This is a genomic window from Nocardioides imazamoxiresistens, from assembly GCF_032378595.1.
Taxonomy (GTDB): domain Bacteria; phylum Actinomycetota; class Actinomycetes; order Propionibacteriales; family Nocardioidaceae; genus Nocardioides; species Nocardioides imazamoxiresistens.
Genome location: NZ_JAVYII010000002.1, coordinates 82866 through 106437, shown reverse-complemented (window position 1 = coordinate 106437; position 23572 = coordinate 82866). Strand labels below are relative to the sequence as shown.

The following is a 23572-nucleotide window of genomic DNA, read 5'->3' as shown; positions in this document are numbered from 1 at the left end:
GTCCTTCGGTCCTTCATCCTACGCGACCACCTTCGTAGAGCCTCAGCGTGCGCTGAGCACTTGCTGTGACCTGCTCCGACACCGACGTGGGGTCGAGCACGGTCGCGTGCGGCGCCAGCCGCAGGACCAGCCGCTCCAGCCAGCGGGGGTCGGCCACCCTCAGGTCGATCTCGAGGGTGCCGTCCTCCTGCGGCCGCACGGCCTCGGTGCGGTAGTAGTCCGGGACCCACCGGGCCGGGGGCGCCAGCCGCAGGGTCGCGAGCAGCGTCTCGTCCGCGCGCGGGAAGACGTCGCCCGGGGTCGCGCCCTGGTCCTGCTCTCCCGCTGGGTCCTGGCCGTCCGGGACGGCGACCGGCGGCCGCCGGTGCTCGACGGGGGTGGTCAGGCGGACGGCGTGGTGGACCCGGTCCAGGCGGAAGCTGCGCTCGTCGCTGACGAGGTGGCACCACGCCTCGAGGTACGCGACGCCGCCGCGGCGCACCAGCGCCCACGGGTCGACGGTCCGCTCGACGAGCTCGTCGCGGGCCGGGACGTGGTAGGTGATCCGCAGCTGCTCGCCCGCCGCGAGCGCGTCCTCGACCCGTCCGGCCAGCTCGTCGAGGTCGCGTTGGCCCGGGTCGGTGTCACCCGCCTCGATGCGGGGCCGGTCCTGGCCCAGAGCGCCCTCCAGCTTGGCGAGAGCGCTGTGCAGCGACGCCCGGGTCGCCTCCGGGAGGCCCGGGTCCGCGTCGAGGACCCGCAGGGCCACGACGAGCGCGGACGCCTCGGTGGGCGCCAGTCGCAGCGGCCGGGAGAGGTAGTCGGCGTTGGACATCCGGATCACGCCGTCGCCGTCCGCGTCGGTCAGGGCCTCGATGTCGACGTCGATGAGGTCGTCGGGATAGCCGCCGGGCAGGCCGCACAGGAACAGGACGCGCAGGTCCTGCACGATCTGCTGGGCCGGGACACCGAGGTCGCGCGAGGCCTCGTCGACGTGCACGGACCCCCGGGCGTTGAGGTAGGGCACCAGGGCGAGCATGCGACCGACCTGGTCGCGGGCCCCAGCACCGCTCGGCGCGCTCATCGGCTCTCCTCCCCCGGTCCGGGGGTCTCCCCCGGTCCGGCGATCTCGCGCAGGGCCGTCACGACCTGGTCGCGCAGCGCCGGCGGCTCCTCGACGACGACGTCGGCGCCGTGCTCGAGCACCGTGCGGGCGACCTCCTCGCCCGACCACGGCAGGCGTACCCGGTCCCACGCCTCGCCGCCGTCGGGCCCGCGCACGCCGGGCGTCACCTCGGCGGCGTCGCGGCGCAGCGCGAAGCCCGCACCCTGACGCACCAGCAGCACGGCCGGCGCGCCCGAGCGGGCGGGCGGGGCGATGCGACGGGCGATCTCGCGCACGTCCACGTCGGCCGGCACGTCGAACGCGTCGCGCCGCCCCTGCGTCCGGGCCTGCCCGACGACGCGGGACAGCCGGAACACGCGGCGTCCGTCCTCGTCCGGCCCGAGGGGGACCTCGGGGTCGCGGCCGACGGCGTACCACCGGCCGCCGTGGCGCACGACCCCCCACGTCTGGAGCCGGCGGCGCCGGGCCGCGACGTCCTGCGTGCCGCGGTAGTCGAAGACCACCTCGCTGCGCACGTGGGCCGCCTCGACGAAGACGTCGAACGACGGCTCCTCGGCCCCGAGCAGCGGGATCCGCACGCCGAGGTCGGAGGCCGCGTCGTCGCCGAGCGCCACCGGCGCGCCGCCGGCGGTGAGCTTGCGCAGGCCGTCGCGCGTCGCGTCGGCGAGCCGGGTCGTCTGCCACACCTGGGTCGCGACCCGCAGCACGGCGGCCTCGGCCGAGGTGAGCACCACCTCGGGCAGCTCGAACGCATCGGGCCGCACGCGGTAGCCCTGCGCGTCGTCGAAGTACGCGTCGTGCGTGCCGGTCTCCACCGGCACGCCGAGCGAGCGCAGCTCGTCCTTGTCGCGCTCGAACATCCGCTCGAAGGCCTCGTCGCCGGTGCCCGGGTAGAGCGCCTCGCGGATGCGGTCCTTGCCGACGTACTGGCGCTGCACGAGCAGCATGATGAGCAGCTTCATCAGCCGCTCGCTGCGGGCCGAGCTCATGCGGCGCCCTCCGGGGGTCGGGTCACTCGGTGGCGGTCGAGGTGGGCTCGGTCGCGGCCGGGTCCGTCACCGCCGGGTCCTCCTCGGGGGCCGGGGTGTCGGTCCCCGTCTCGGTCGGCTCCGGCTCGGGCACCTGCACGACGGTCGAGCCGAGCACGTCGACGACGAAGTAGAGCGTGTCGGTGCCCGTGATGCCGGCGCCCTCGTTGCCCTCCTCGCCGTAGCCGAGCGCGGGCGGCACGACGAGGATCACGCGGGATCCGGCGGTCAGGCCGACCAGGCCCTGGCTCCAGCCCTCGATCACGCCGGCGTTCTCGCCGCCGACCACGAAGTCGCGCGGGATGCCGCCGGAGTAGGACTCGTCGAAGGGCGCATCGCCGCCGAAGGTCTGGCCCAGGTAGTTCGCGATCAGCGTCGCACCCTCCTCGACCACCGGGCCGTCGCCCTCGACCAGCGGGATGACCTGCAGCTCGTCCGTCGGCTCGGTGGCGCCGGTGAAGTCGAAGCCGGTGACGGCGTCGCCGTCCTCGACCAGCGTCGGGGTGCCCTCGGGCGCGGCGACGTCGGTGCCGGAGGGCCCGCTCAGGGGCACGTCCAGCACGTCGATGACGAAGACGACGCCGTCGCCGTTGCCGATGCCGATGTTCGGCTGGCCGGTGGAGCCGAAGCTGCTCTCGGCGTCCGCGACGACGACGACCCGGGAGCCGCCCTTGACGCCCTCGAGGCTGTCGACGACCGCCTCCGGGAAGTTGCTGTCCGCGCCCAGGAAGGCGGCCAGCGCCGACTGCTGCAGCGCCGTGAGCTCCTCGGTGGCCAGCTCGCCCGTCGTCACGCGCATCAGGTCCGGGGCGAAGCCGTCGGCCACGTAGTCGTAGGTGCTGAACGCCTCCTGGCCGGTGTAGCCGTTGCCCGCCCAGATCTGCAGGAATGCGAAGTCGCCGTCCGCGATCTCCGGGCCGTCGCCCTCGACGACGACCTCGGAGGCGAAGCCCTCGGGGTCGACCTGGCCGTTGATCTCGACGGTCGGCGGCTCGCCGACCTCGCCGCTGACGGAGACCTGGTCCAGCTGACCTGCCGCGTCGGTGTCGTCGCTGCCGCAGGCCGCCAGGGCCCCCAGCGGCAGCAGGGCCGCCGCGAGGGCGGCGGACGTACGTCGGACGGGTCGAGCAGCACGCACGAGCACACCTTCTTCGAGGACGTCGAGCAGATCGGCGGTCAACGGCGGACGCCCGGCGGGCACGCCGCGGTCACCTTACCGACCCGACCCCGCGTCACGACGCACGGTCGGCCCGACCGTTCACATGCCGTCGATCAGCCGCTGCACGCGCTCGTCCTCGGAGCGGAACGGGTCCTTGCACAGCACCGTGCGCTGGGCCTGGTCGTTGAGCTTGAGGTGGACCCAGTCGACCGTGAAGTCGCGGCGCCGCTCCTGGGCGCGCTTGATGAACTCGCCGCGCAGGTGGGCGCGCGTCGTCGGCGGCGGCACGGACTTCGCCCGGAAGGTCGCCAGGTCGGTGGTCGTGCGGGCCGCCTGGCCCCGGCGCTGCAGCAGGTAGAACAGCCCGCGGTCGCGTCGGATGTCGTGGTAGGCGAGATCGAGCTGGGCCACGCGCGGGTGGTTCAGCGAGAGGCCGTGCTTGGCGCGGTACGCCTCGATCAGCTTCCACTTGATCACCCAGTCGATCTCGGTGTCGACCAGTCCGAGGTCGTCGGACTCGACGGCCTTGAGCCCGCGCTCCCAGAGGTCGAGGGCGCGCTCGATGACCGGCGTCGAGATCTCGCGGCGGTCGACGAAGTCGCGGGCCTTCGCCAGGTACTCCCCCTGGATCTCCAGCGCGCTCGCCTCGCGGCCGTTGGCCAGGCGCACCTTGCGCCGACCCGTCACGTCGTGGGAGATCTCGCGGATCGCCCGGATCGGGTTCTCCATCGTGAGGTCGCGCATGACGACCCCCTCCTCGATCATCCGCAGCACGAGGTCGCAGCTGGCGACCTTCAGCAGCGTCGTCGTCTCGCTCATGTTCGAGTCGCCGACGATGACGTGCAGACGGCGGTACTTCTCCGCGTCGGCGTGCGGCTCGTCGCGGGTGTTGATGATCGGGCGCGAGCGCGTCGTTGCGCTGCTGACGCCCTCCCAGATGTGCTCGGCACGCTGGCTGACGCTGTACGCCGCGCCCCGCGGCGTGTGCGTGATCTTGCCGGCCCCCACCACGATCTGGCGGGTGACCAGGAACGGGATGAGGATGTCGGCCAGCCGGCTGAACTCGCCGGCCCGGCCCACGAGGTAGTTCTCGTGGCAGCCGTAGGAGTTGCCGGCCGAGTCGGTGTTGTTCTTGAACAGGTAGATGTCGCCCGCGATGCCCTCGTCGTGCAGCCGCTGCTCGGCGTCGATCAGCAGCCCCTCGAGGATCCGCTCACCGGCCTTGTCGTGCGCGACCAGCTCGCCGATGTCGTCGCACTCGGGCGTCGCGTACTCCGGGTGGGAGCCGACGTCCAGGTACAGCCGCGCACCGTTGCGCAGGAACACGTTGCTGCTGCGGCCCCACGACACCACCCTGCGGAACAGGTAGCGCGCGACCTCGTCGGGGCTCAGCCGCCGCTGCCCCCGGAACGTGCACGTGACGCCGTACTCGTTCTCGATCCCGAAGATCCGCCGGTCCATGACCGAACACTACGACTCGGGACCTGACGCGGGGCGTGTCCGAGCCGACCCGTCCTCAGCGCGTCGCGAGCAGGTCCTCGAGCTGGGCGGCCCGCAGCCGACGGAACTTGCGCGGCTGGGTGCGGGTGCGGTCCAGGACCGCCACCTCGAGCTGGCCCACGGCGATCTCCCGGTCGCTGTCCTGCCCCCGCTCGTCGCGGGAGTGCCCGAGCGCCGCCACCGCGGTGCGCAGGGCCGTGGCGAGGTCGGCGCCCTCGACGTAGTGCTCCTCGAGGTAGGTGCCCACCACGTCGGCCGCGCCGCCCATGACGGCGTAGCGGTGCTCGTCGAAGACCTGGCCGTCGTAGGTGAGACGGAAGATCTGGTCCGCGCCGGGCTCCGTGCCGATCTCCCCGACGAAGATCTCGACCTCGTAGGGCTTCTCCCCGCCCGAGGAGAAGATCGCGCCGAGCGTCTGGGCGTACGCGTTGGCCAGGCTGCGGCCGGTGACGTCGCGGCGGTCGTAGGAGAAGCCGCGCATGTCGGCCAGGCGCACGCCGGCGATGCGCAACGACTCGAACTCGTTGTAGCGGCCCACGGCCGCGAACGCGATCCGGTCGTAGATCTCCGAGACCTTGTGCAGCGCCTGCGACGGGTTCTCCGAGGCGAACAGGATGCCCTGGGCGTACTGCACCGCGACGACCGAGCGGCCCCGCGCGATGCCCTTGCGCGCGAAGTCGGCCCGGTCCTTCATCTGCTGCTCGGGCGAGACGTAGAACGGCATGCTCATCGCAGGTCTCCCTCGGTCGTGCCGCCGGTCGTGGCCTCGCGCCCGGTCGGGTCCTCCACCCGCGCGGGCGGGCCGTCGGGACGCAGCACGCGCCCCGCGACGACCTCCTCGGCCAGCGTGGTCACCTCGCCCTCGGGCAGCCGCTCGCCGCCGTCGGCCGTGATCACGTGCACGATCGGGAAGATGCGCCGGCTCACGTCGGGCCCGCCCGTCGCGGAGTCGTCGTCGGCCGCGTCGTAGAGCGCCTGCAGCGCGACCAGCGCGGCGCGGCGGGCGTCGAGGTCGGGGCGGTACAGCTTCTTCAGCGAGCCGCGCGCGAACAGCGAGCCGGATCCCACCGCGTGGAACCCGGTCTCCTCGCTGCGCCCGCCGACGACGTCGTAGCTGAAGATCCGGCCGAGGCCGGCGTCGAGGTCGTAGCCGGCGAACAGCGGCACCACCGCGAGGCCCTGCATGGCCAGGCCGAGGTTGCCGCGGATCAGGGCGGCGAGGCGGTTGGCCTTGCCCTGCATCGAGAGCGTGGTGCCCTCGATCTTCTCGTAGTGCTCCAGCTCGAGCTGGAACAGCCGGACCATCTCGACGGCGAGACCCGCGGTGCCCGCGATGCCGACGCAGCTGTGCTCGTCGGCCGGGAAGACCTTCTCGATGTCGCGGCTGGAGATGATGTTGCCCATGGTGGCGCGCCGGTCGCCGGCCATCAGGACGCCGCCCGGGAAGGTCAGCGAGACGATGGTCGTGCCGTGCGGGGCGATGTCGCCACCTGCCGCGGCCGCCGGGACCGGTCGCCGGCCCGGGAGCAGGTCGGGGGCCTGGGCCGCGACGAACTCCGCGAACGAGGACGACCCGGGGGTCAGGTACGCGCCGGGGAGGCGCGCGCCCGTGGGATCGAGGTGCTGGTCACCCACGTGTCACTGCCCGCCCTTCTGGATGAAGGACTTCACGAAGTCCTCCGCGTTCTGCTCGAGGACCTCGTCGATCTCGTCCAGGATCGAGTCGACGTCCTCGTCGATCGCGTCCTTGCGCTCGGCGACGTCGCCGGTCGTCTCCTCGACGACCTCCTCGGTCTCCTCGGACGACGGCTGGGGGCGCTTCTGCTCCTGTGCCATGCCTGACCTCCTCGTTCGTGTGGTGTCGACCCTAGCGCTCCGGCCCGCGTCAGCCCGTGAGCGCCGCGAACAGCTCCTCGGCCGTCGCGCACTCGTCCAGCAGGCGCCCGACGTGGGCGCGGGTGCCGCGCAGCGGGTCGATGGTGGGGATGCGCTGCAGCGACTCGCGGCCCGGGAGGTCGAGGATGACCGAGTCCCAGGACGCGGCGGCCACGTTGCGGGCGTACAGCGCCAGGCAGCGGCCGCGGAAGTACGCCCGCGTGTCCTCCGGCGGCTCCGTGACGGCGTGCTGGACCTGCTCCTCGGTGAGCAGTCGCTGCATGCGCCCGGCGCCGACCAACCGGTGGTAGAGACCCTTCTCGGGCCGGATGTCGGAGTACTGCAGGTCGACGAGGTGCAGCTTCGCGTCGTCCCAGTCGAGGCCGTCGCGCTCCTGGTAGCTGCGCAGGAGCTGGTACTTCGCCACCCAGTCGAGCTCTCCCGCCAGCGACATCGGGTCGGTCTCCAGCCGGTCGAGCACCGATCCCCACCGCACCAGGACGTCCTTGGTCTGCTCGTCGACGTCGCCGCCGAGACGGTCGTCGACGTAGGCGTGCGCCAGCTCGAGGTAGGTGCGCTGCAGCTGCACGGCCGTCATCGACCGACCGTCGCGCAGCGTCACGAGGTGCCGCAGCGTCGGGTCGTGGGACACGGCGTGCAGCGCCCCCACCGGCTGGTCGACGGAGAGGTCGGCGTCGATGAAGTCGTCCTCGATCATGGCCAGCACCAGCGCGGTGGTGCCCGCCTTGAGGTAGGTGGAGACCTCGGCGAGGTTGGCGTCGCCGATGATGACGTGCAGCCGGCGGTGCTTCTCGGGGTCGGCGTGCGGCTCGTCGCGCGTGTTGATGATCGGGCGCTTCAGGGTCGTCTCCAGGCCGACCTCGACCTCGAAGTAGTCGGCACGCTGGCTGATCTGGAACCCGTGGCGACGCCCGTCCTGCCCGATGCCGACCCGGCCGGCCCCGCACACCACCTGGCGCGAGACGAAGAACGGGGTCAGGTGGCGCACGATGTCGCCGAACGGCGTCGAGCGCCGCATCAGGTAGTTCTCGTGCGCGCCGTAGGAGGCGCCCTTGTTGTCGGTGTTGTTCTTGTAGAGCACGATCGGCTGGCCCTGCGGCATCGCCGCGGCCATCCGCGCCGCGGCCTCCATGACGCGCTCGCCGGCCTTGTCCCAGCGCACCAGGTCCAGCGGCGTCGTCACCTCGGGCGTGGAGAACTCGGGGTGGGCGTGGTCGACGTAGAGCCGCGCGCCGTTGGTGAGGATGCTGTTGGCCAGGCCGAGGTCCTCGTCGGTCAGCTGGGAGGGGTCCGCGTCGCCACGCGAGAGGTCGAACCCGCGGGCGTCGCGCAGCGGCGACTCCTCCTCGAAGTCCCAGCGGGCGCGGCGGGCCCGCAGGGCCGAGGAGGCGTACGCGTTCACCACCTGGGAGGACGCGACCATCGGGTTGGCGGTCGGCTGGCCGACCACGCTGATGCCGTACTCGACCTCGGAGCCCATCACGCGCCGCACGCTCATGCCCTGGACCCTACGTCGCGCCTCCTCGGCCCACGCCGACCTGCGGGGGGTCTCGACCCCTACAGGTACTGCCCCGTGTTGGCGACCGTGTCGATGGAGCGACCCGGCTCCGTGCCCTGCTTGCCGGTGATGAGCGTGCGGATGAACACGATCCGCTCGCCCTTCTTGCCGGAGATCCGCGCCCAGTCGTCGGGGTTGGTGGTGTTCGGCAGGTCCTCGTTCTCCTTGAACTCGTCGACGCAGGCCTGCAGCAGGTGCTGGACCCGCATGCCCTTCTGGCCCAGGTCGAGGAAGTCCTTGATCGCCATCTTCTTCGCCCGGTCGACGATGTTCTGGATCATGGCGCCGGAGTTGAAGTCCTTGAAGTACATGACCTCCTTGTCACCGTTGGCGTAGGTCACCTCGAGGAAGCGGTTCTCCTCGCTCTCGGTGTACATCCGCTCGACGGTGGCCCGGATCATGCCCTCGACGCACGCCTCGCGGTCGCCGCCGAACTCGGCGACGTCGTCGAGGTGCAGGGGCAGGCGGTCGGTCAGGTACTTGCTGAAGATGTCGCGCGCCGACTCCGCGTCGGGCCGCTCGATCTTGATCTTCACGTCGAGCCGCCCGGGCCGCAGGATCGCGGGGTCGATCATGTCCTCGCGGTTCGAGGCGCCGATGACGAGCACGTTCTCCAGCGTCTCGACACCGTCGATCTCGCTCAGCAGCTGCGGCACGATCGTGTTCTCGACGTCGGAGGAGACGCCCGAGCCACGGGTGCGGAACAGCGAGTCCATCTCGTCGAAGAACACGATCACCGGGGTGCCCTGCGAGGCCTTCTCACGGGCCCGCTGGAAAACGAGCCGGATGTGGCGCTCGGTCTCGCCGACGTACTTGTTGAGCAGCTCCGGGCCCTTGATGTTGAGGAAGTACGCCCGCGCGTCCGCCAGCGTGGCGTCGTCCGCGTGCCGGGCCGCCACCTTCTTGGCCAGCGAGTTCGCGACCGCCTTGGCGATGAGCGTCTTGCCGCAGCCGGGAGGGCCGTAGAGCAGGATCCCCTTCGGCGGCTTCAGCTCGTGCTCGAGGAAGAGGTCGGGATGCAGGTAGGGCAGCTCGACGGCGTCCTGGATCTGCTCGATCTGCCCGGCCAGGCCGCCGATCGACTCGTAGGCGATGTCCGGGACCTCCTCGAGGACCAGCTCCTCGACCTCGGACTTCGGGACCTTCTCGTAGACGTAGCCGGCGCGGGAGTCGAGCAGCAGCGAGTCGCCGGCCCGCAGGGTCTGGCCGATCAGCGGCTCCGCGAGGCGCACGACGCGCTCCTCGTCGGCGTTCGCGATGACCAGGACCCGCTCGCCGTCGGCGAGCAGCTCCTTGAACATGACGACCTCGCCCACCTGCTCGAACTCGAAGGCGGCGACGATGTTGAGGGCCTCGTTGAGCAGCACCTCCTGGCCGCGGCGCAGGCCGTCGAGGTCCACCTCCGGGCTGACCGACACCCGCAGCTTCCGCCCGCCGGTGACGATGTCGACCGTGTCGTCGTCGTTGCGGCAGAGGAAGACGCCGAAGCCCGCCGGCGGTTGCGCGAGCTTGTCGATCTCCTCCTTCATGCGGGTGATCTGGTCGCGCGCGTCGCGCAGCGTGCCCGCGAGTCGCTCGTTCTGGCTGGTCACGGCGGCGAGCGAGCGCTGCGTGTCCGCCAGGCGCAGCTCGAGGTCGCGGTAGTCGGATGTCGACATGGTCGTCACCACCTCCTGAGGGTGATGTCGACCCTACTCGCGCATCCGACGCGCGGAAGTCATTGTCCGCGCTTCTTGGTCACGATCGTGTCGCGGAGCGGCGCGCCCGCCGGCGCCGGGTCAGTCCTCGTCGGGCGTCTCGTCGCCGGTCCCGGCCAGCTCGACCGGTTCGAGCGACTCGGTCGCCATGCCGGCGGGCCGCGGGCCGGAGTAGTCCGGGCCGTACGCCCCGGGCGCGGGGCGCCGCTTCTTCACGGGCGGCCGCTCCCCCGGCGCCATGCGGCGCGCCGTGACCAGGAACGCGGTGTGACCGATCATCTTGTGGCCGGGCCGCACGGCCAGGCCCTCGACGTGCCAGTCGCGCACGAGCGACTCCCAGGCCTGCGGCTCGGTGAAGCCGCCGTGGGCGCGCAGCGTCTCGACGACGCGGCTCAGCTGCGTGGTCGTGGCGACGTAGACGCACACGATGCCGCCGGGGGTGAGGGCGTCGCCCACCGCGTCCACGCACTCCCACGGCGCCAGCATGTCCAGGATCACCCGGTCCGCCGGCTCCCCGGTGCGCGGCAGCTCCTCGGCGAGGTCGCCGAGGCGCAGGTCCCAGCACGGGTGGCTCGAGCCCGCGGGCGCGCCGAAGAACTGGTCCACGTTGCGGCGTGCGACGTCGGCGAACTCCTCGCGGCGCTCGTAGGAGGTGACCCGGCCGTAGGGGCCGACGGCGCGCAGGAGGGAGCAGGTCAGGGCGCCGGAGCCGACGCCCGCCTCGACCACCCGGGCGCCCGGGTAGATGTCGGCCAGCGCCACGATCTGGGCGGCGTCCTTGGGGTAGACCACCGCCGCGCCGCGCGGCATCGAGACCACGAACTCCGAGAGCAGCGGCCGGAACACGAGGTACTCCCCGCCGGCCGACGAGGTGACGGTGAAGCCCTCCTCACGGCCGATCATCTCGTCGTGCTCCAGGTGGCCGCGGTTGCTGAAGAAGCGCTTGCCCGCGACGAGGCAGAAGTTGTGGCGGCGGCCCTTCTGGTCCGTGAGCCGCACCCACTCGCCCTCGCGCAGCGGTCCGCGGTGGACGCCCGACCACGCGTCGGGGTGGACGTCGCCCGGGGACGGTGAGGTCTCGGTGGGAGTCTCGGCGGGAGTCTCGGCGGCGGTCACGGGCTCGGCGGAGGGCGCGTCGGGCATGCGCGGAAGGGTAGCGATCCGCCGGGCCCCGGGCGCATTCGGCGAGGGCAGCGGGGGGCGGGCGCGAGGGGGCGCCTCAGCCCGCGCGCAGCGCCCGGTCCACGTCGTGGACCGAGAGCACGCCGTAGGGGCTCCCGTCCGGCTCGACCAGCAGGTACTCCGTCGCCGGGTTCTGCTGCAGCGTCGTGAGCAGGCTCTCGCCGGCCAGGTCGGCCGGCAGCACGAGCTCGGGCGCGATCGTCCGGGTCAGCGTGCCGACGGCGGCCCACGGCCGCCGGTCCTCCGGCATCCGGCGCAGCGCGGCCTCGCTGAGGATGCCGACCGGGCGCCCGTCCTGGTCGACGGTGACGATGCCGCCCGCCGCGGCGGCCTGGGCGCGGCGTACCGCCTCCGCGACCGAGACGTCGACCGGCACCAGCAGCAGGGGGCGCGCCAGGGCGCGCACGTCCAGGCGCGGCATGCGGCTGCGCAGCCGGGCGTGGGCCAGCACGGCGCTCGCCCCGGTCCAGAGGAAGGCCGCGACGACGCCGGCCAGCGCGAAGTCGAGCAGCCGCGGCTCGGTGCCCAGGAGCTCCGCGACCAGGATCGGCCAGCCGAGCACCGCGAAGGCGACCACGCGGCCGGCCCACCCGGCCACGACGGTGCCGCGCTCGCGCGACCCGGTCAGCTTCCAGACACCGGCCTGCAGGGCCCGGCCGCCGTCCAGGGGCAGCCCGGGCACGAGGTTGAGCAGGCCGACCAGCAGGTTCGCGAACGCCAGCGCCTCGACGCTGAGCTGGATGAGGCCGCCGGGCGTGACGAACCACAGCCCGACCGCGGCGGCGCCCACCGCGATCGAGGTCAGCGGGCCGACCACCGAGATCACGAACTCGTGGCGGGGACGCCGCGACTCCTCCTCGATCGCGGTCATCCCGCCGAGGAAGTGCAGCGTGATGGACGAGACGCGGTAGCCGTAGTGCCGGGCGGCGATGGCGTGCGAGGCCTCGTGCAGCAGGACGGAGAGGTAGAGCAGGACCGCGAAGACGAGGCCCGCGACGTACTTCCACGGGCCCAGGCCCGGCTGCACCTGGTCGACGCGGGGCGCCATGACGACGGCGATGAGCGCGGCGACCAGGAACCAGGAGCGGGAGACCAGGACGTCGCTGTCGGCGATGCGCCCCAGCCGGAAGGTGCCGCGCGGCGCCGCCGGGCGGTCCTGTCTCGCTGCGTCCCCCACGCCGTCGAGGCTAGCCGACGTCACGAGAGCACCGTCGGTGCCCTGACCTAGGGTGATCGCCGTGGACTCGCCGGCCGACGCACTGACCTCGATCGCCGCCGACGCGGACGTCGTGGGCTCGCTCTCGCCGAGCCGCGCGGGCGACTTCCTGACCTGTCCGCTGCTCTACCGCTTCCGCCACGTCGACCGTCTCCCGGAGCAGCCGTCGCTCGACGCGGTGCGCGGCACGGTGGTGCACCGGGCCCTCGAGCTGCTCTTCGACGAGCCGGCCGCCGAGCGCACCCCGGAGCGGGCGCGCGACCTGCTGGGACCGGCGTGGTCGCAGGTCGGCGAGGCCGAGCCGGCCGTGCTCGCGCTGCTGTCGCCGCACGCCGCCGACGGCCCCACCGAGGAGGCGTGGCTCGAGCAGTGCGGCCGGGTCGTCGACCGCTACTTCACGCTCGAGGACCCGCGTCGCCTCGAGCCCGCCGAGCGGGAGCTCTACGTGGAGACCGTGACCGGCTCTCGGCTCGTGCTGCGCGGCATCGTCGACCGGCTCGACGTGGCCCCCGACGGACGGGTGCGGGTCGTCGACTACAAGACGGGACGCTCGCCCGGCGTGGGCTTCGAGGCCCGCGCCCTGTTCCAGATGCGGTTCTACGCCCTCGTGCTGCTGCGCTCACGGGGTGTCCTGCCGGCGGCGCTGCAGCTGATGTACCTCGGCAACGGCGAGATCATCACCGACCGGCCCGACGAGCGGGACCTGCTGGCGCTGGAGCGCAAGGTCGAGGCCATCTGGCAGGCGATCAGCGAGGCCCGCACCAGCGGGGACTGGCAGCCGCGGCCGAGCAAGCTGTGCGGCTGGTGCGCCCACCAGGCGCTGTGCCCGGCGTACGGCGGCACTCCCCCGCCGTTCCCACCTGTCCTGCCGGTCCCGCCGGTCCCGCCTCAGGCCCCCGCCGCGACCGGGTCGGTCCTCGCCACGATCGACCCCGCCTCGATCTCCTCGACGTAGTGGCAGGCCACGAGGTGGTCCCCCGACGGGGGGCGCGCCCCGGACGCCCCGGACGCCCGCGGCGCCGGGACCGGCCGCAGCAGCGGCCGCTCGTCGCGGCACCGCGCCTCCTGCACGAACGGGCAGCGGGTGTGGAACCGGCAGCCGCTCGGCGGTGAGGCCGGGGACGGCAGGTCGCCGCGCAGCAGGATCCGCTCGCGGGCGTCCTCCACGAGGGGGTCGGGCACGGGCACGGCCGACATGAGCCCGCGGGTGTAGGGGTGCAGGGGCTGGTCGTAGAGGGCGTCGGCGTCGGCCTGCTCGACGATGCCGCCGAGGTACATCACCGCCACGACGTCCGAGACGTGCCGCACGACGGCGAGGTCGTGGGCGATGACGAGGTAGGTGAGCCCGAGCCGCTCCTGCAGCTCGGCCAGCAGGTTCAGGACCTGCGCCTGGATCGAGACGTCCAGCGCGGAGACCGGCTCGTCGGCGATGACCACCCGCGGCTCGAGCGCCAGGGCGCGGGCGATCCCGATGCGTTGGCGCTGCCCGCCCGAGAACTCGTGCGGGTAGCGACGCGCGGCCGACGCGGGGAGGCCGACCTGGTCGAGCAGCTCGGCGACCCTCCCCGGCCCGACGGGCAGGCGGTGGGCCCGCATCGGCTCGGTCAGGATCGTGTCGACGGACTGGCGCGGGTTGAGGCTGGCCAGCGGGTCCTGGAACACCATCTGCAGGTCGCGGCGCCGGCGACGCAGCGCCTCCCCGCGCAGGGCCGCGAGGTCCTCGCCGTCGAGGAGCACCTCGCCCCGGGTCACGGGCGCCAGGCGCAGCACGGCCCGGCCCAGCGTGGACTTGCCGCAGCCCGACTCGCCGACCAGTCCCAGGGTGGAGCCGGCGTGCACCTGCAGGTCCACGCCGTCCACCGCGCGTACCGTGCCGCGGCGTCCCCGCAGCGGGTAGTGCACCGCGAGGTCGCGGACCTCGAGCACGGGGTTGGGCGCCTGTTCCTTCTCCGGGCCGGTCATCGCAGGTCCTTCCGGGTGGCGGTGGGCACGAGCGGGTGGAAGCAGCGGACGTCGCGGCCCTCCCCGCGCGCCTCCAGCCGCGGCGCGCCGGCGCGGCAGTCGTCCTCGACCCGCGGGCACCGGGGCGCGAAGGCGCAGGCGTCGGCCCACGGCAGCGTCTGCGTCGGGGACCCGGGGATCGGGACGAGCGGCGCGCCGCGCGGGGTGTCCAGGCGCGGGATGCTGCCCAGCAACCCGTCGGTGTAGGGGTGCGCGGGAGCGGCGAACAGCGGGCGCCGCGGGGCCTGCTCGACGATGCGCCCCGCGTACATCACGTTCACCTCGTCGCACACGCCCGCCACGACCCCGAGGTCGTGGGTGATGAGCAGCAGGGCCGTCGAGCTGCCGGCGACGAGCTCGGCGAGCACGTCGAGGACCTGCGCCTGGATGGTCACGTCGAGCGCCGTGGTCGGCTCGTCGGCGATCAGCAGGCGCGGCTCGCAGGCGAGGGCGATCGCGATGAGCACCCGTTGGCGCATCCCCCCGGAGAGCTGGTGGGGGTACTCCTTGAGCCGTCGCACGGGGTCCGGGATACCCACCCGGGCGAGCAGGTCGGCGCAGCGCTCGCGGCGCTCGCGGCGCGAGAGGTCGAAGTGGCGCTTCAGGACCTCGTCGAGCTGCGTGCCGACCGTGACCACCGGGTTGAGCGAGGTCATCGGGTCCTGGAAGACCATGGCGATCTCGGGGCCGCGCAGGCGTTCGAGCTCGCGCGGGCGCATCCCCAGCAGGTCGCGGCCGTCGTAGGTCACCGAGCCGGAGACCTCGACCCCGCGCGCGGGCAGCAGACCCATGACGGCCAGCGAGGTCACGGACTTCCCGCTGCCCGACTCCCCCACCAGGGCGACGTTCTGACCGGGCGCGACGTCGAAGGCGACCTCGTCGACCGCCGTGGTGGTGCGGCCGTCGCGGGTGAAGCGGACCCGCAGGTCGCGCACCGAGAGCAGGGGCGTACGCCCGGTCTCCGGCGTGGCGGGGGCACTCATGTCGGGGCTCACCTCCGGGAGCGGGGGTCGAGGGACTCGCGCAGGGACTCGCCCAGCAGCGTGAACCCGAGGGCGGTCACGGCGATGGCGACGCCCGGCAGGACGGCCAGGCGCGGCGCCTCGTCGAACCGGTCCTGGGCGGCCACGAGCATCCGGCCCCACTCCGCGATCGCCGGGTCCGGGGCACCGAGGCCGAGGTAGGACAGCGCCGCGACCTCGATGATCGCCGTGGCGAGGTTGAGCGTCGCCTGCACGATCGTCGGCCCCACCGAGTTGGGCAGCAGGTGGCTCATCACGATGCGCGAGCGGCGCAGGCCCAGCGCGTTGGCGGCGAGGACGTAGTCGGCCTGGCCCTGGCTCAGCATCGAGCTGCGCAGCAGCCGGGCGAAGACCGGCACCTGCGCGACGCCGATGGCGATCACGATCGCCGTGCCGCTCTGGCCGAGGACCGCCGCCACGCTGACCGCCAGCAGGAGGCTCGGCACCGAGAGCATGATGTCGACCAGGCGCATCAGCGCGCTGTCCACGACGCCGCCGATGCGGCCGCCCACGGTCGCGAACCCGCCCGCCACCGCACCGAGCGTCGCGCCCGCCACGAGCCCGATGAGCGTGGAGATCACGCCGTAGAGCAGGGACGTGCGCGCGCCGTAGACCAGCTGGGTCCACAGGTCCGAGCCGAACCGGTCGAGGCCCAGGACGTGGTCCTCCGAGGGCCCCGGGACGTTGCTGGTGCCCACCTGGCCCGCCCACTGCGTCGAGGCCGGCTCGTAGGAGGTCAGCAGGGGGGCGGCGAGCGCGACCAGCAGGAACGCGCCCACGATGACGGCGCCGAGCCACGCGGTGGGCGAGCGCCGCAGCCGCCGCCACGCCCCGCGCCAGAGGTTGACCCCACCGTCGTCGAGGCCGTCGGCCTTCTCCAGGGACTCCGCGATGCTCATGAGGCACGCATCCGGGGGTCGATGACGCCGTACGCGACGTCGACCAGCAGGTTGACCAGGCAGTAGATCAGCGCGATGAACAGGATGAACCCCTGGAGGACGGGATAGTCGCGGCGCGTGATGGCCGTGAACAGGTAGGAGCCGACGCCGTTGAAGGCGAAGACGGTCTCGGTCAGCACGGCGCCGGACAGCAGCAGACCGGCCTGGAGACCGATCGTGGTGACGACCGGCAGCAGCGCGTTGCGCAGCACGTGGCGCACGGAGACCGTCCGGCTGGACAGGCCCTTGGCCCGGGCCGTGCGGACGTAGTCCTCGTTCAGCACGTCGGCCACCGCGGCGCGCGTGATGCGCACGATGATCGCCAGCGGGATGGTGCCCAGCGCGATCGCCGGCAGGACCAGGTGGAGCACGGCGTCCCACGCCGCGTCGAGCTCGCCGGTCAGGAGGCCGTCGAGGACGTAGAAGTTCGTCACGTGGGTCGCGTCGATCCGCGGGTCCTGCCGCAACGACGCCGGGAGCCAGCCGAGCCAGTCCGCGAAGACCAGCTTGAGCAGGATGGCCAGGAAGAACACGGGCGTGACGACCCCCAGCAGGGACCCCGACACGACGACCGTGTCGAGCAGGCGCCCCTGGTGACGCGCAGCGAGGTAGCCGAGCGGCACCCCGAGCACGACCGCGAACAGCAGCGCGGCGCCGGCGAGCTCGAGGGTGGCCGGGAAGTAGTCGACGAAGGAGCCGGTCACCGACCGGCCCGTCTGGATCGACGTGCCGAAGTCACCGCGCAGCAGGGCGGAGACGTACAGGCCGTACTGCTCCAGCAGCGGCCGGTCGAACCCGTAGATCTCGTTGACGCGGTCGATGCCGGCCGGGGACGCGCGCTCCCCGAGCAGGGCCCGGGCGGGATCCCCGGGGAGCGCGCGCACCCACGCGAACAGCAGGACCGACAGGCCGAACAGCACCGGGACGAGCAGGAGCAGTCGGCGTGCGACGAAACGGAGCATGGTCTGGTGTCAGCTCACCTCGTCGACCGGCGCGAGCCGGTCAGTCCTCGATCGTGATCGTGTTCCAGACCTCGTCCTGGACGGGGCTGGCGACGTAGCCCTCGACCTCCGGCGCGAAGGCCAGGGACGGGACCGGGCTGGCGAGCGGGACGCCGGGCAGGAACTCCATGACGTCGCGGTTGACCTGCTCGTAGAGCGGGCGCTGCTCCTCGGGCGTCGTGAGCTCACGGGGCGCGGCGATCGACTCGAACAGGCCGGGCTCGTCGAAGCCCCACTCGAGTCCGGCCTGGCCGAAGAAGACGCCGAGGAAGTTGTCGGGGTCGTTGTAGTCGCCCGTCCAGCCGAGCAGGTGGATGCCGTGGTCGGGCGTGCTCTGCACCTGCTCGAGGTAGTCCGTCCACTCCTGCGCGGCCGGCTCGATGCTGAGCCCGACCTCCTCCAGCTGGCTGCGGATCACGTTGAACGTGTCCTCGGGCTGCGGCATGTAGGGCCGGCTGATGTTGGTCGGGTAGTTGAAGGTGATCGTCGAGCCGGCGACACCCGCCTCCTCCAGCAGTCGGCGCGCCTCGTCCGGGTCGTAGTCGTAGGTCGCGACGTCGTCCGCGTACCCGTCCACGAGCTCCGGGACGAACTGGGTCGCGGGCTCGGTGCCGTCGGGCATCGAGGCGGAGATGACGGCGTCCTTGTCGATGGCGTGGGCGATCGCCTGGCGCACCCGCGGGTCGTCGAACGGCGCCTGCGCCTGGTTGAAGGCGAGGTAGAGGATGTTGAACGCCGGGCGGTCCTCCACCGTGAAGCCGTCGTCGCCCAGCGGCGCGACGTCCGCGGGGCCGACCAGGTCGAAGCCGTCGATGTCCCCGTTGCGCAGCGCGTCGGCGCGACCGCGGGGAGTGTCGATCTCGACGACGACCACCCGCTCGATGCTGGCGACCTCGCCCCAGTAGTCGTCGTTGCGCGTGAGCCGCACCTCGCCGGAGCCCTGGTTCCACGCGTCGAAGACGAACGGGCCGGTGCCGGTCGGGTGGGCCGTCCCGTACTCGGTGGTCAGGACGTTGTCGGCCTCGTCGTCCTGGTACTCCTCCAGCGCCGTGGGGCTCTGCATGGAGAACGCGGGCAGGGTCAGCGCGGCGATGAAGCCGGCGAACGGCGAGTTGAGGTTGACGGTGGCCGTCAGCTCGTCGTCGGCCGTGCAGCTGTCGTAGATGCCGTTGCCGGCCGTCGGGCCGGACTCGAAGCCCCGGAAGAGCTTGCCGTAGTAGTACGCCTTGTCGTCGGTCTGCTGCAGCTCCGGCGTCTGGTACCACCGGTCGAAGTTGGCGCACACCGCCTCCGCGTCGAACGGCGTGTCGTCGTGGAAGCTCACGCCCTCCTTCAGCTGGAAGGTGTACGAGAGGCCGTCGGGCGACTGGTCCCACGACTCCGCCAGCAGCGGCGCCGGGTCGACGGTGCCGGGGTCGGTGCCGACCAGGCCCTCGAAGATCTGTCGGCTGATCCGGAACGTCTCGCCGTCGGAGGCGTAGAACGGGTCCAGCGTCTTGGGGGCCGCGGAGCCGGCGAACACGAAGGTGCTCCCGTCGCCGCTCTCGTCCCGCTCACTGGCCACGCAACCCGAGAGCAGCGTGCCGCCTACCACGAAGGCCGCGGTCGCGGCACCGAACGAACGAAGTCTCGTCGAACGCACTGTCCACCTCATGAACTCATCCCCGTCGACCCGAGCGCGACAAGGCGTCCGGGCAAACTAGCGCGGAGTGTGCGTCACGTCACGTCGGTTCGGGCGCGGACAGGTCCCGATCCGGCAACGATCGACCGGTCGCCACCGACGGCGTCGGCCCCGACCGGGCCTCAGGTGGAGGCGACGAGGCGCCACAGCGAGCGCGCGTCGAGCCCGGCGAGCGTGTCGTGGCGGACGTGGCCGGGACCGTCCGGCACCTCGACGTGGTGCGGCACGGCCAGCACGCGGCACCCGGCCGCGGTCGCCGAGGCCACGCCCGTCGTGGAGTCCTCGAGGGCGACGCACGCCTCGGGGGCGACGCCCAGCGCCTCGGCCGCTCGCAGGTAGGGCTGCGGGTGCGGCTTGCCGTGCTCGACCTCGTCGCCCGTCACGACGGCCGCGAACGTCCCCGCGGGCAGCGACTCGAGGATCGGCGTCACGAACCGTCGGTAGGACATCGTCACCAGCGCGCACGGCACGCCCGAGTCCGCCAGGTCCACCAGCAGCTCCCGGGCGCCCGGGCGCCAGGGCACCTCACGCCGCACCCGCTCCACGACCCCGTCGAGCAGCAGCTCCACGATCCGCTCGGGCGCCAGGTCGATGCCCATGTGCTCGCGGATGTAGCGGCCCGAGACGAGCAGGTCGTTGCCCACCAGCGCCAGGGCGTGCTCGGTGCTCCAGCTGCCGCCGTAGGTGTCGGCCAGCTCGAACTCGGTGGCGATCCAGTACGGCTCGGTGTCGACCAGCGTGCCGTCCATGTCCCAGAGGGCGGCGGCGGGCAGCTCGCGGGCGTCCACCTCAGTCCTCCGGGTCGTAGCCGAGGTTGGCCGAGAGCCAGCGCTCCGCCTCGGCGACGCTCCAGCCCTTGCGCTCGGCGTAGTCCTCGACCTGGTCGCGCCCGAGGCGGCCGACGACGAAGTACTGCGACTGCGGGTGCGCGAAGTACCAGCCCGACACCGCGGCGCCCGGCCACATGGCCATCGACTCCGTCAGCGTGATCCCGGTCGTCGCCTCGACGTCGAGCAGCTCCCACAGCGTCAGCTTCTCGGTGTGCTCGGGACAGGCCGGGTAGCCCGGCGCCGGCCGGATGCCGCGGTAGCGCTCGGCGACCAGGTCCTCGTTGTCGAGCCGCTCGGCCGGCTCGTGGCCCCACAGCTCCGTGCGTACACGCTGGTGCAGCCGCTCCGCGAACGCCTCCGCGAGCCGGTCGGCCAGCGCCTCGATCAGGATCGCGTTGTAGTCGTCGTGGTCGGCCTTGTAGGCGGCCACGCGCTCCTCCAGGCCGATGCCCGCGGTAACGGCGAACCCGCCCACGTGGTCGCGCAGGCCGGTCTCGGCGGGCGCCACGAAGTCGGCCAGCGACCGGTTGGGGACGCCCTCGCGGTGCTCGCCCTGCTGGCGCAGGTGGTGCAGCACGGCGCGGACCTCGGTGCGCTCCTCGTCGGCGTACAGCACCGTGTCGTCGCCGACCCCGGCCGCGGGGAAGAAGCCGATCACGCCGCGCGCCGTCAGCCACTTCTCCTCGACGATGCGGTCGAGCATCGCCCGCGCGTCCTCGTAGAGCGGGCGGGCCGCGTCCCTCGTCGCCGCGTTGTTGAGGATGTCCGGGAAGCGTCCCTTCATCTCCCAGGCGTTGAAGAACGGCTGCCAGTCGATGTAGTCGACCAGCTCGGCGATCGGGTAGTCCTCGAACACGTGCGTGCCCGGCCGGGCGGGCGCCACGGGCTCGAAGTCCGACCAGTCGATCGGCGTGCGCCGCTCGCGGGCCTGCTCGAGGCTGACGAGCTTGCGGTCCTGCTTGCCCGCGTGGCGCGCTCGCAGCGCGTCGTAGTCGACCTTGACGTCGGCCAGCAGGTCGCCGCGGCGCTGCGGGTGCAGCAGGGCGGCGGCGACCGGCACGGAGCGCGAGGCGTCCTTGACCCACACGACCGGGCCCTCGTAGCGCGGGTCGACCTTGACGGCCGTGTGGGCGCGCGACGTGGTCGCGCCGCCGATCAGCAGCGGGATGTCGAGGCCCTGGCGCTGCATCTCGCCCGCGAACCCGACCATCTCGTCGAGGCTCGGCGTGATCAGGCCCGAGAGGCCGATGATGTCGGCGGAGTGCTCCCGCGCGGCGTCGATGATCTTCTGCGCCGGCACCATCACGCCGAGGTCGATCACCTCGTAGTTGTTGCAGGCCAGGACGACGCCGACGATGTTCTTGCCGATGTCGTGCACGTCGCCCTTCACCGTGGCCATGACGATCGTGCCGTTGGTGTCCTTGCTGGCGGCGAGTGCGGGGTCGTTCGCCTTCTCCTCCTCGATGAAGGGGATCAGGTACGCCACGGCCTTCTTCATCACGCGGGCCGACTTCACGACCTGGGGCAGGAACATCTTGCCGGCGCCGAAGAGGTCGCCGACGACGTTCATGCCGTCCATCAGCGGGCCCTCGATGACCTCGATGGGGCGCCCGCCGCGGGCCGCGATCTCCTGGCGCAGCTCCTCGGTGTCGGCCTCGACGAAGCCGTCGTTGCCCTTGACCAGAGCGTGGGTGATCCGCTCGCCGACCGGCAGGGAGCGCCACTCGTCGACCGCGGCCTCCTCCTTCTCGCCGCTGCCGCGGAACTGCTCGGCGATCTCCAGCAGACGCTCGGTGGCGTCCTCGCGGCGATTGAGGATCACGTCCTCGATCCGCTCGCGCAGCTCGGGGTCGACCTCGTCGTAGACGACGAGCGCGCCGGCGTTGACGATGCCCATGTCGAGGCCCGCGCGGACGGCGTGGAAGAGGAAGACGGCGTGGATGGCCTCACGCACCGGGTTGTTGCCCCGGAACGAGAACGAGACGTTCGAGATGCCGCCGGAGACGTGGGCGCCCGGCAGGTTCTCGCGGATCCACCGGCAGGCCTCGATGAAGTCGGTGCCGTAGGCGGCGTGCTCCTCGATGCCCGTCGCGACCGCGAAGACGTTCGGGTCGAAGATGATGTCGTCGGGGTCGAAGCCGATCTCGTCGACGAGGATCCGGTACGCCCGGGCGCAGATCTCCTTGCGCCGCTCCAGCGTGTCCGCCTGGCCCTGCTCGTCGAAGGCCATGACGACGGCCGCGGCGCCGTAGCGCCGCACCAGGCGCGCCTGCTCACGGAAGGGCTCCTCGCCCTCCTTCATCGAGATCGAGTTGACGATGGCCTTGCCCTGGACGCACTTCAGCCCGGCCTCGATCACCTCCCACTTGGAGGAGTCGACCATCAGCGGCACGCGCGAGATGTCGGGCTCGGAGGCGATCAGCTTGAGGAAGCGGTCCATCGCCGCGACGCCGTCGAGCATGCCCTCGTCCATGTTGACGTCGATGACCTGCGCGCCGTTCTCGACCTGCTGCGCGGCGACCGAGAGCGCGGTGTCGTAGTCGCCGTCCTTGATGAGCTTCTTGAACCGCGCCGAGCCCGTGATGTTCGTGCGCTCGCCGATGTTGACGAAGAGGCTGTCGGCGTCGACGGTGAGGGGCTCGAGACCCGACAGGCGCAGGGCGGACGGCCGGGTCGGGACCTCGCGCGGCGTGGCGCCGTCGACGGCACGGGCGATCGCGCCGATGTGGGCGGGTGTCGTGCCGCAGCAGCCGCCGACGAGGTTGACGAGCCCGGCGTCCGCGAACTCCGCGACGATCGCCGCGGTCTCCTCGGCCGCCTCGTCGTACTCGCCGAAGGCGTTGGGCAGGCCGGCGTTGGGGTAGGCCGAGACGAACGTGTCCGCGACGCGCGCCAGGTCGGCGAGGAACGGACGCATCTCCTTGGCGCCGAGCGCGCAGTTGAGACCGACCAGCAGCGGGTCGGCGTGGCGCACCGAGTTCCAGAACGCCTCGGTGGTCTGGCCCGAGAGCGTGCGCCCGGAGGCGTCGGTGATCGTGCCCGAGATGATCACGGGCCAGCGCCGACCGAGCTCGTGGAACAGCGTCTGGACCGCGAAGATCGCGGCCTTCGCGTTGAGCGTGTCGAAGATGGTCTCGATGATGAGGAGGTCGGCGCCGCCGTCGACCAGGCCGCGGGCGGCCGTCGTGTACGCCTCGACCAGCTGGTCCCAGGTCACGTTGCGCGCCCCGGGATCGTTGACGTCCGGGCTGATGGACGCGGTGCGGGTGGTGGGGCCGAGGGCGCCCGCGACGTAGCGGGGTCGCTCGGGCGTCGCCACCGCGTCGCAGGCCGCGCGCGCCAGGCGGGCCGAGGTCACGTTGAGCTCGTAGGCGAGCTCGACCATGTCGTAGTCGCCCAACGAGATCGCGTTGGCGGAGAACGTGTTGGTCTCGATGATGTCGGCGCCGGCCGCCAGGTACTCCCGGTGGATGCCCTCGATGATCGCGGGCTGCGTCAGCGTCAGCAGGTCGTTGTTGCCGACGAGGTCGCTCGGCCAGTCCGCGAACCGCTCGCCGCGGTAGCCGGCCTCGTCGGGCCGGTCGCGCTGGATGGCCGTGCCCATCGCACCGTCGATCACCAGCACGCGCTCGCGGAGCGCGCGGGTGAGCTCGTCGGTGCAGTCCGGGCGGTGCTGGGAGTCGGCCACGTACCTACCTTCCGTCACAGATCCAAGGCGTGGACACGCGTGTCGCATCGTGACACCGGCTCGGGAGGGC

General features: G+C 72.5%; 19 protein-coding genes. 1 reads left to right on the top strand and 18 read right to left on the bottom strand.

The window, feature by feature from the left end; genetic code table 11:
* Positions 1-13 precede the first annotated feature (13 nt).
* The 11 genes from RDV89_RS04560 to RDV89_RS04510 all read right to left on the bottom strand — a co-directional run bounded on the left by RDV89_RS04560 (position 14) and on the right by RDV89_RS04510 (position 12302).
* Positions 14-1063 (bottom strand): helix-turn-helix transcriptional regulator, encoded by a 1050-nt coding sequence (locus RDV89_RS04560; protein ID WP_315731735.1) that lies wholly within the window; start codon positions 1061-1063, stop codon positions 14-16.
* Complete coding sequence (locus RDV89_RS04555) at positions 1060-2094, bottom strand: helix-turn-helix transcriptional regulator (protein WP_315731734.1); 1035 nt, start codon at positions 2092-2094, stop codon at positions 1060-1062. The genes RDV89_RS04560 and RDV89_RS04555 overlap by 4 nt, the downstream gene beginning before the upstream one ends.
* 22 nt (positions 2095-2116) lie before the next feature.
* Positions 2117-3271, bottom strand: coding sequence for an FKBP-type peptidyl-prolyl cis-trans isomerase (locus RDV89_RS04550; RefSeq protein ID WP_315731732.1), 1155 nt, complete (start codon positions 3269-3271; stop codon positions 2117-2119).
* Positions 3272-3391: 120 nt separating this feature from the next.
* Entirely contained in the window at positions 3392-4753 is a 1362-nt protein-coding gene (pafA, locus tag RDV89_RS04545; protein ID WP_315731730.1) for a Pup--protein ligase, read from the bottom strand.
* A 55-nt stretch (positions 4754-4808) separates the two neighbouring features.
* A complete protein-coding gene (prcA, locus tag RDV89_RS04540; protein ID WP_315731728.1) occupies positions 4809-5522 on the bottom strand; it encodes a proteasome subunit alpha in 714 nt (237 codons plus the stop codon).
* A complete protein-coding gene (gene prcB / locus RDV89_RS04535) occupies positions 5519-6427 on the bottom strand; it encodes a proteasome subunit beta (protein WP_315731726.1) in 909 nt (302 codons plus the stop codon). Before prcB ends, prcA begins: the two co-directional genes overlap by 4 nt.
* 3 nt (positions 6428-6430) lie before the next feature.
* A complete protein-coding gene (locus RDV89_RS04530) occupies positions 6431-6628 on the bottom strand; it encodes a ubiquitin-like protein Pup (RefSeq protein WP_315731724.1) in 198 nt (65 codons plus the stop codon).
* Between the two features lie 49 nt (positions 6629-6677).
* Positions 6678-8186, bottom strand: coding sequence for a depupylase/deamidase Dop (gene dop / locus RDV89_RS04525; RefSeq protein ID WP_315731722.1), 1509 nt, complete (start codon positions 8184-8186; stop codon positions 6678-6680).
* A gap of 59 nt (positions 8187-8245) precedes the next feature.
* On the bottom strand, positions 8246-9904 hold the full coding sequence (arc, locus tag RDV89_RS04520; RefSeq protein WP_315731720.1) for a proteasome ATPase: 1659 nt from the start codon (positions 9902-9904) through the stop codon (positions 8246-8248).
* A 120-nt stretch (positions 9905-10024) separates the two neighbouring features.
* Positions 10025-11086 (bottom strand): tRNA (adenine-N1)-methyltransferase, encoded by a 1062-nt coding sequence (locus RDV89_RS04515; RefSeq protein ID WP_315731718.1) that lies wholly within the window; start codon positions 11084-11086, stop codon positions 10025-10027.
* A 76-nt stretch (positions 11087-11162) separates the two neighbouring features.
* Positions 11163-12302 carry a M50 family metallopeptidase gene (locus tag RDV89_RS04510; RefSeq protein WP_315731716.1) on the bottom strand — a complete coding sequence of 380 codons (1140 nt, stop codon included), beginning with the start codon at positions 12300-12302 and terminating at the stop codon, positions 11163-11165.
* Between the two features lie 61 nt (positions 12303-12363).
* On the opposite strand from RDV89_RS04510, the gene RDV89_RS04505 reads away from it, so the two are divergent.
* Positions 12364-13296, top strand: a complete 933-nt coding sequence (locus RDV89_RS04505) for a RecB family exonuclease (protein ID WP_315731714.1) — start codon at positions 12364-12366, stop codon at positions 13294-13296.
* On the opposite strand, the gene RDV89_RS04500 is transcribed toward RDV89_RS04505, so the two are convergent.
* From RDV89_RS04500 to metH, 7 genes are all read right to left on the bottom strand, one after another.
* Positions 13230-14303, bottom strand: a complete 1074-nt coding sequence (locus RDV89_RS04500; RefSeq protein ID WP_315731712.1) for an ABC transporter ATP-binding protein — start codon at positions 14301-14303, stop codon at positions 13230-13232. The two genes, RDV89_RS04505 and RDV89_RS04500, sit on opposite strands and share 67 nt — an antisense overlap.
* A complete protein-coding gene (locus tag RDV89_RS04495; protein ID WP_315731710.1) occupies positions 14300-15325 on the bottom strand; it encodes an ABC transporter ATP-binding protein in 1026 nt (341 codons plus the stop codon). Before RDV89_RS04495 ends, RDV89_RS04500 begins: the two co-directional genes overlap by 4 nt.
* 8 nt (positions 15326-15333) lie before the next feature.
* Positions 15334-16263 carry an ABC transporter permease gene (locus tag RDV89_RS04490; RefSeq protein ID WP_315731708.1) on the bottom strand — a complete coding sequence of 310 codons (930 nt, stop codon included), beginning with the start codon at positions 16261-16263 and terminating at the stop codon, positions 15334-15336.
* Positions 16260-17264: an ABC transporter permease gene (locus RDV89_RS04485; protein WP_315731706.1), complete on the bottom strand. Its 1005-nt coding sequence runs from the start codon at positions 17262-17264 to the stop codon at positions 16260-16262. The genes RDV89_RS04490 and RDV89_RS04485 overlap by 4 nt, the downstream gene beginning before the upstream one ends.
* Positions 17265-17304: 40 nt before the next feature.
* Positions 17305-18867, bottom strand: a complete 1563-nt coding sequence (locus RDV89_RS04480) for an ABC transporter substrate-binding protein (protein WP_315731704.1) — start codon at positions 18865-18867, stop codon at positions 17305-17307.
* A 239-nt stretch (positions 18868-19106) separates the two neighbouring features.
* Positions 19107-19772 carry an HAD family hydrolase gene (locus RDV89_RS04475; protein ID WP_315731702.1) on the bottom strand — a complete coding sequence of 222 codons (666 nt, stop codon included), beginning with the start codon at positions 19770-19772 and terminating at the stop codon, positions 19107-19109.
* Between the two features lies 1 nt (position 19773).
* Positions 19774-23502 carry a methionine synthase gene (metH, locus tag RDV89_RS04470; RefSeq protein ID WP_315731700.1) on the bottom strand — a complete coding sequence of 1243 codons (3729 nt, stop codon included), beginning with the start codon at positions 23500-23502 and terminating at the stop codon, positions 19774-19776.
* Between the last annotated feature and the right edge of the window lie 70 nt (positions 23503-23572).

Coding starts and splice junctions, on each gene's coding strand:
- prcA (WP_315731728.1), bottom strand. CDS start 5,522: ATGAGCATGCCGTTCTACGTCTCGCCCGAGCAGCAGATGAAGGACCGG.
- RDV89_RS04515 (WP_315731718.1), bottom strand. CDS start 11,086: ATGCCCGACGCGCCCTCCGCCGAGCCCGTGACCGCCGCCGAGACTCCC.
- RDV89_RS04500 (WP_315731712.1), bottom strand. CDS start 14,303: ATGACCGGCCCGGAGAAGGAACAGGCGCCCAACCCCGTGCTCGAGGTC.
- RDV89_RS04530 (WP_315731724.1), bottom strand. CDS start 6,628: ATGGCACAGGAGCAGAAGCGCCCCCAGCCGTCGTCCGAGGAGACCGAG.
- RDV89_RS04485 (WP_315731706.1), bottom strand. CDS start 17,264: ATGCTCCGTTTCGTCGCACGCCGACTGCTCCTGCTCGTCCCGGTGCTG.
- pafA (WP_315731730.1), bottom strand. CDS start 4,753: ATGGACCGGCGGATCTTCGGGATCGAGAACGAGTACGGCGTCACGTGC.
- RDV89_RS04495 (WP_315731710.1), bottom strand. CDS start 15,325: ATGAGTGCCCCCGCCACGCCGGAGACCGGGCGTACGCCCCTGCTCTCG.
- RDV89_RS04560 (WP_315731735.1), bottom strand. CDS start 1,063: ATGAGCGCGCCGAGCGGTGCTGGGGCCCGCGACCAGGTCGGTCGCATG.
- RDV89_RS04555 (WP_315731734.1), bottom strand. CDS start 2,094: ATGAGCTCGGCCCGCAGCGAGCGGCTGATGAAGCTGCTCATCATGCTG.
- dop (WP_315731722.1), bottom strand. CDS start 8,186: ATGAGCGTGCGGCGCGTGATGGGCTCCGAGGTCGAGTACGGCATCAGC.
- RDV89_RS04490 (WP_315731708.1), bottom strand. CDS start 16,263: ATGAGCATCGCGGAGTCCCTGGAGAAGGCCGACGGCCTCGACGACGGT.
- arc (WP_315731720.1), bottom strand. CDS start 9,904: ATGTCGACATCCGACTACCGCGACCTCGAGCTGCGCCTGGCGGACACG.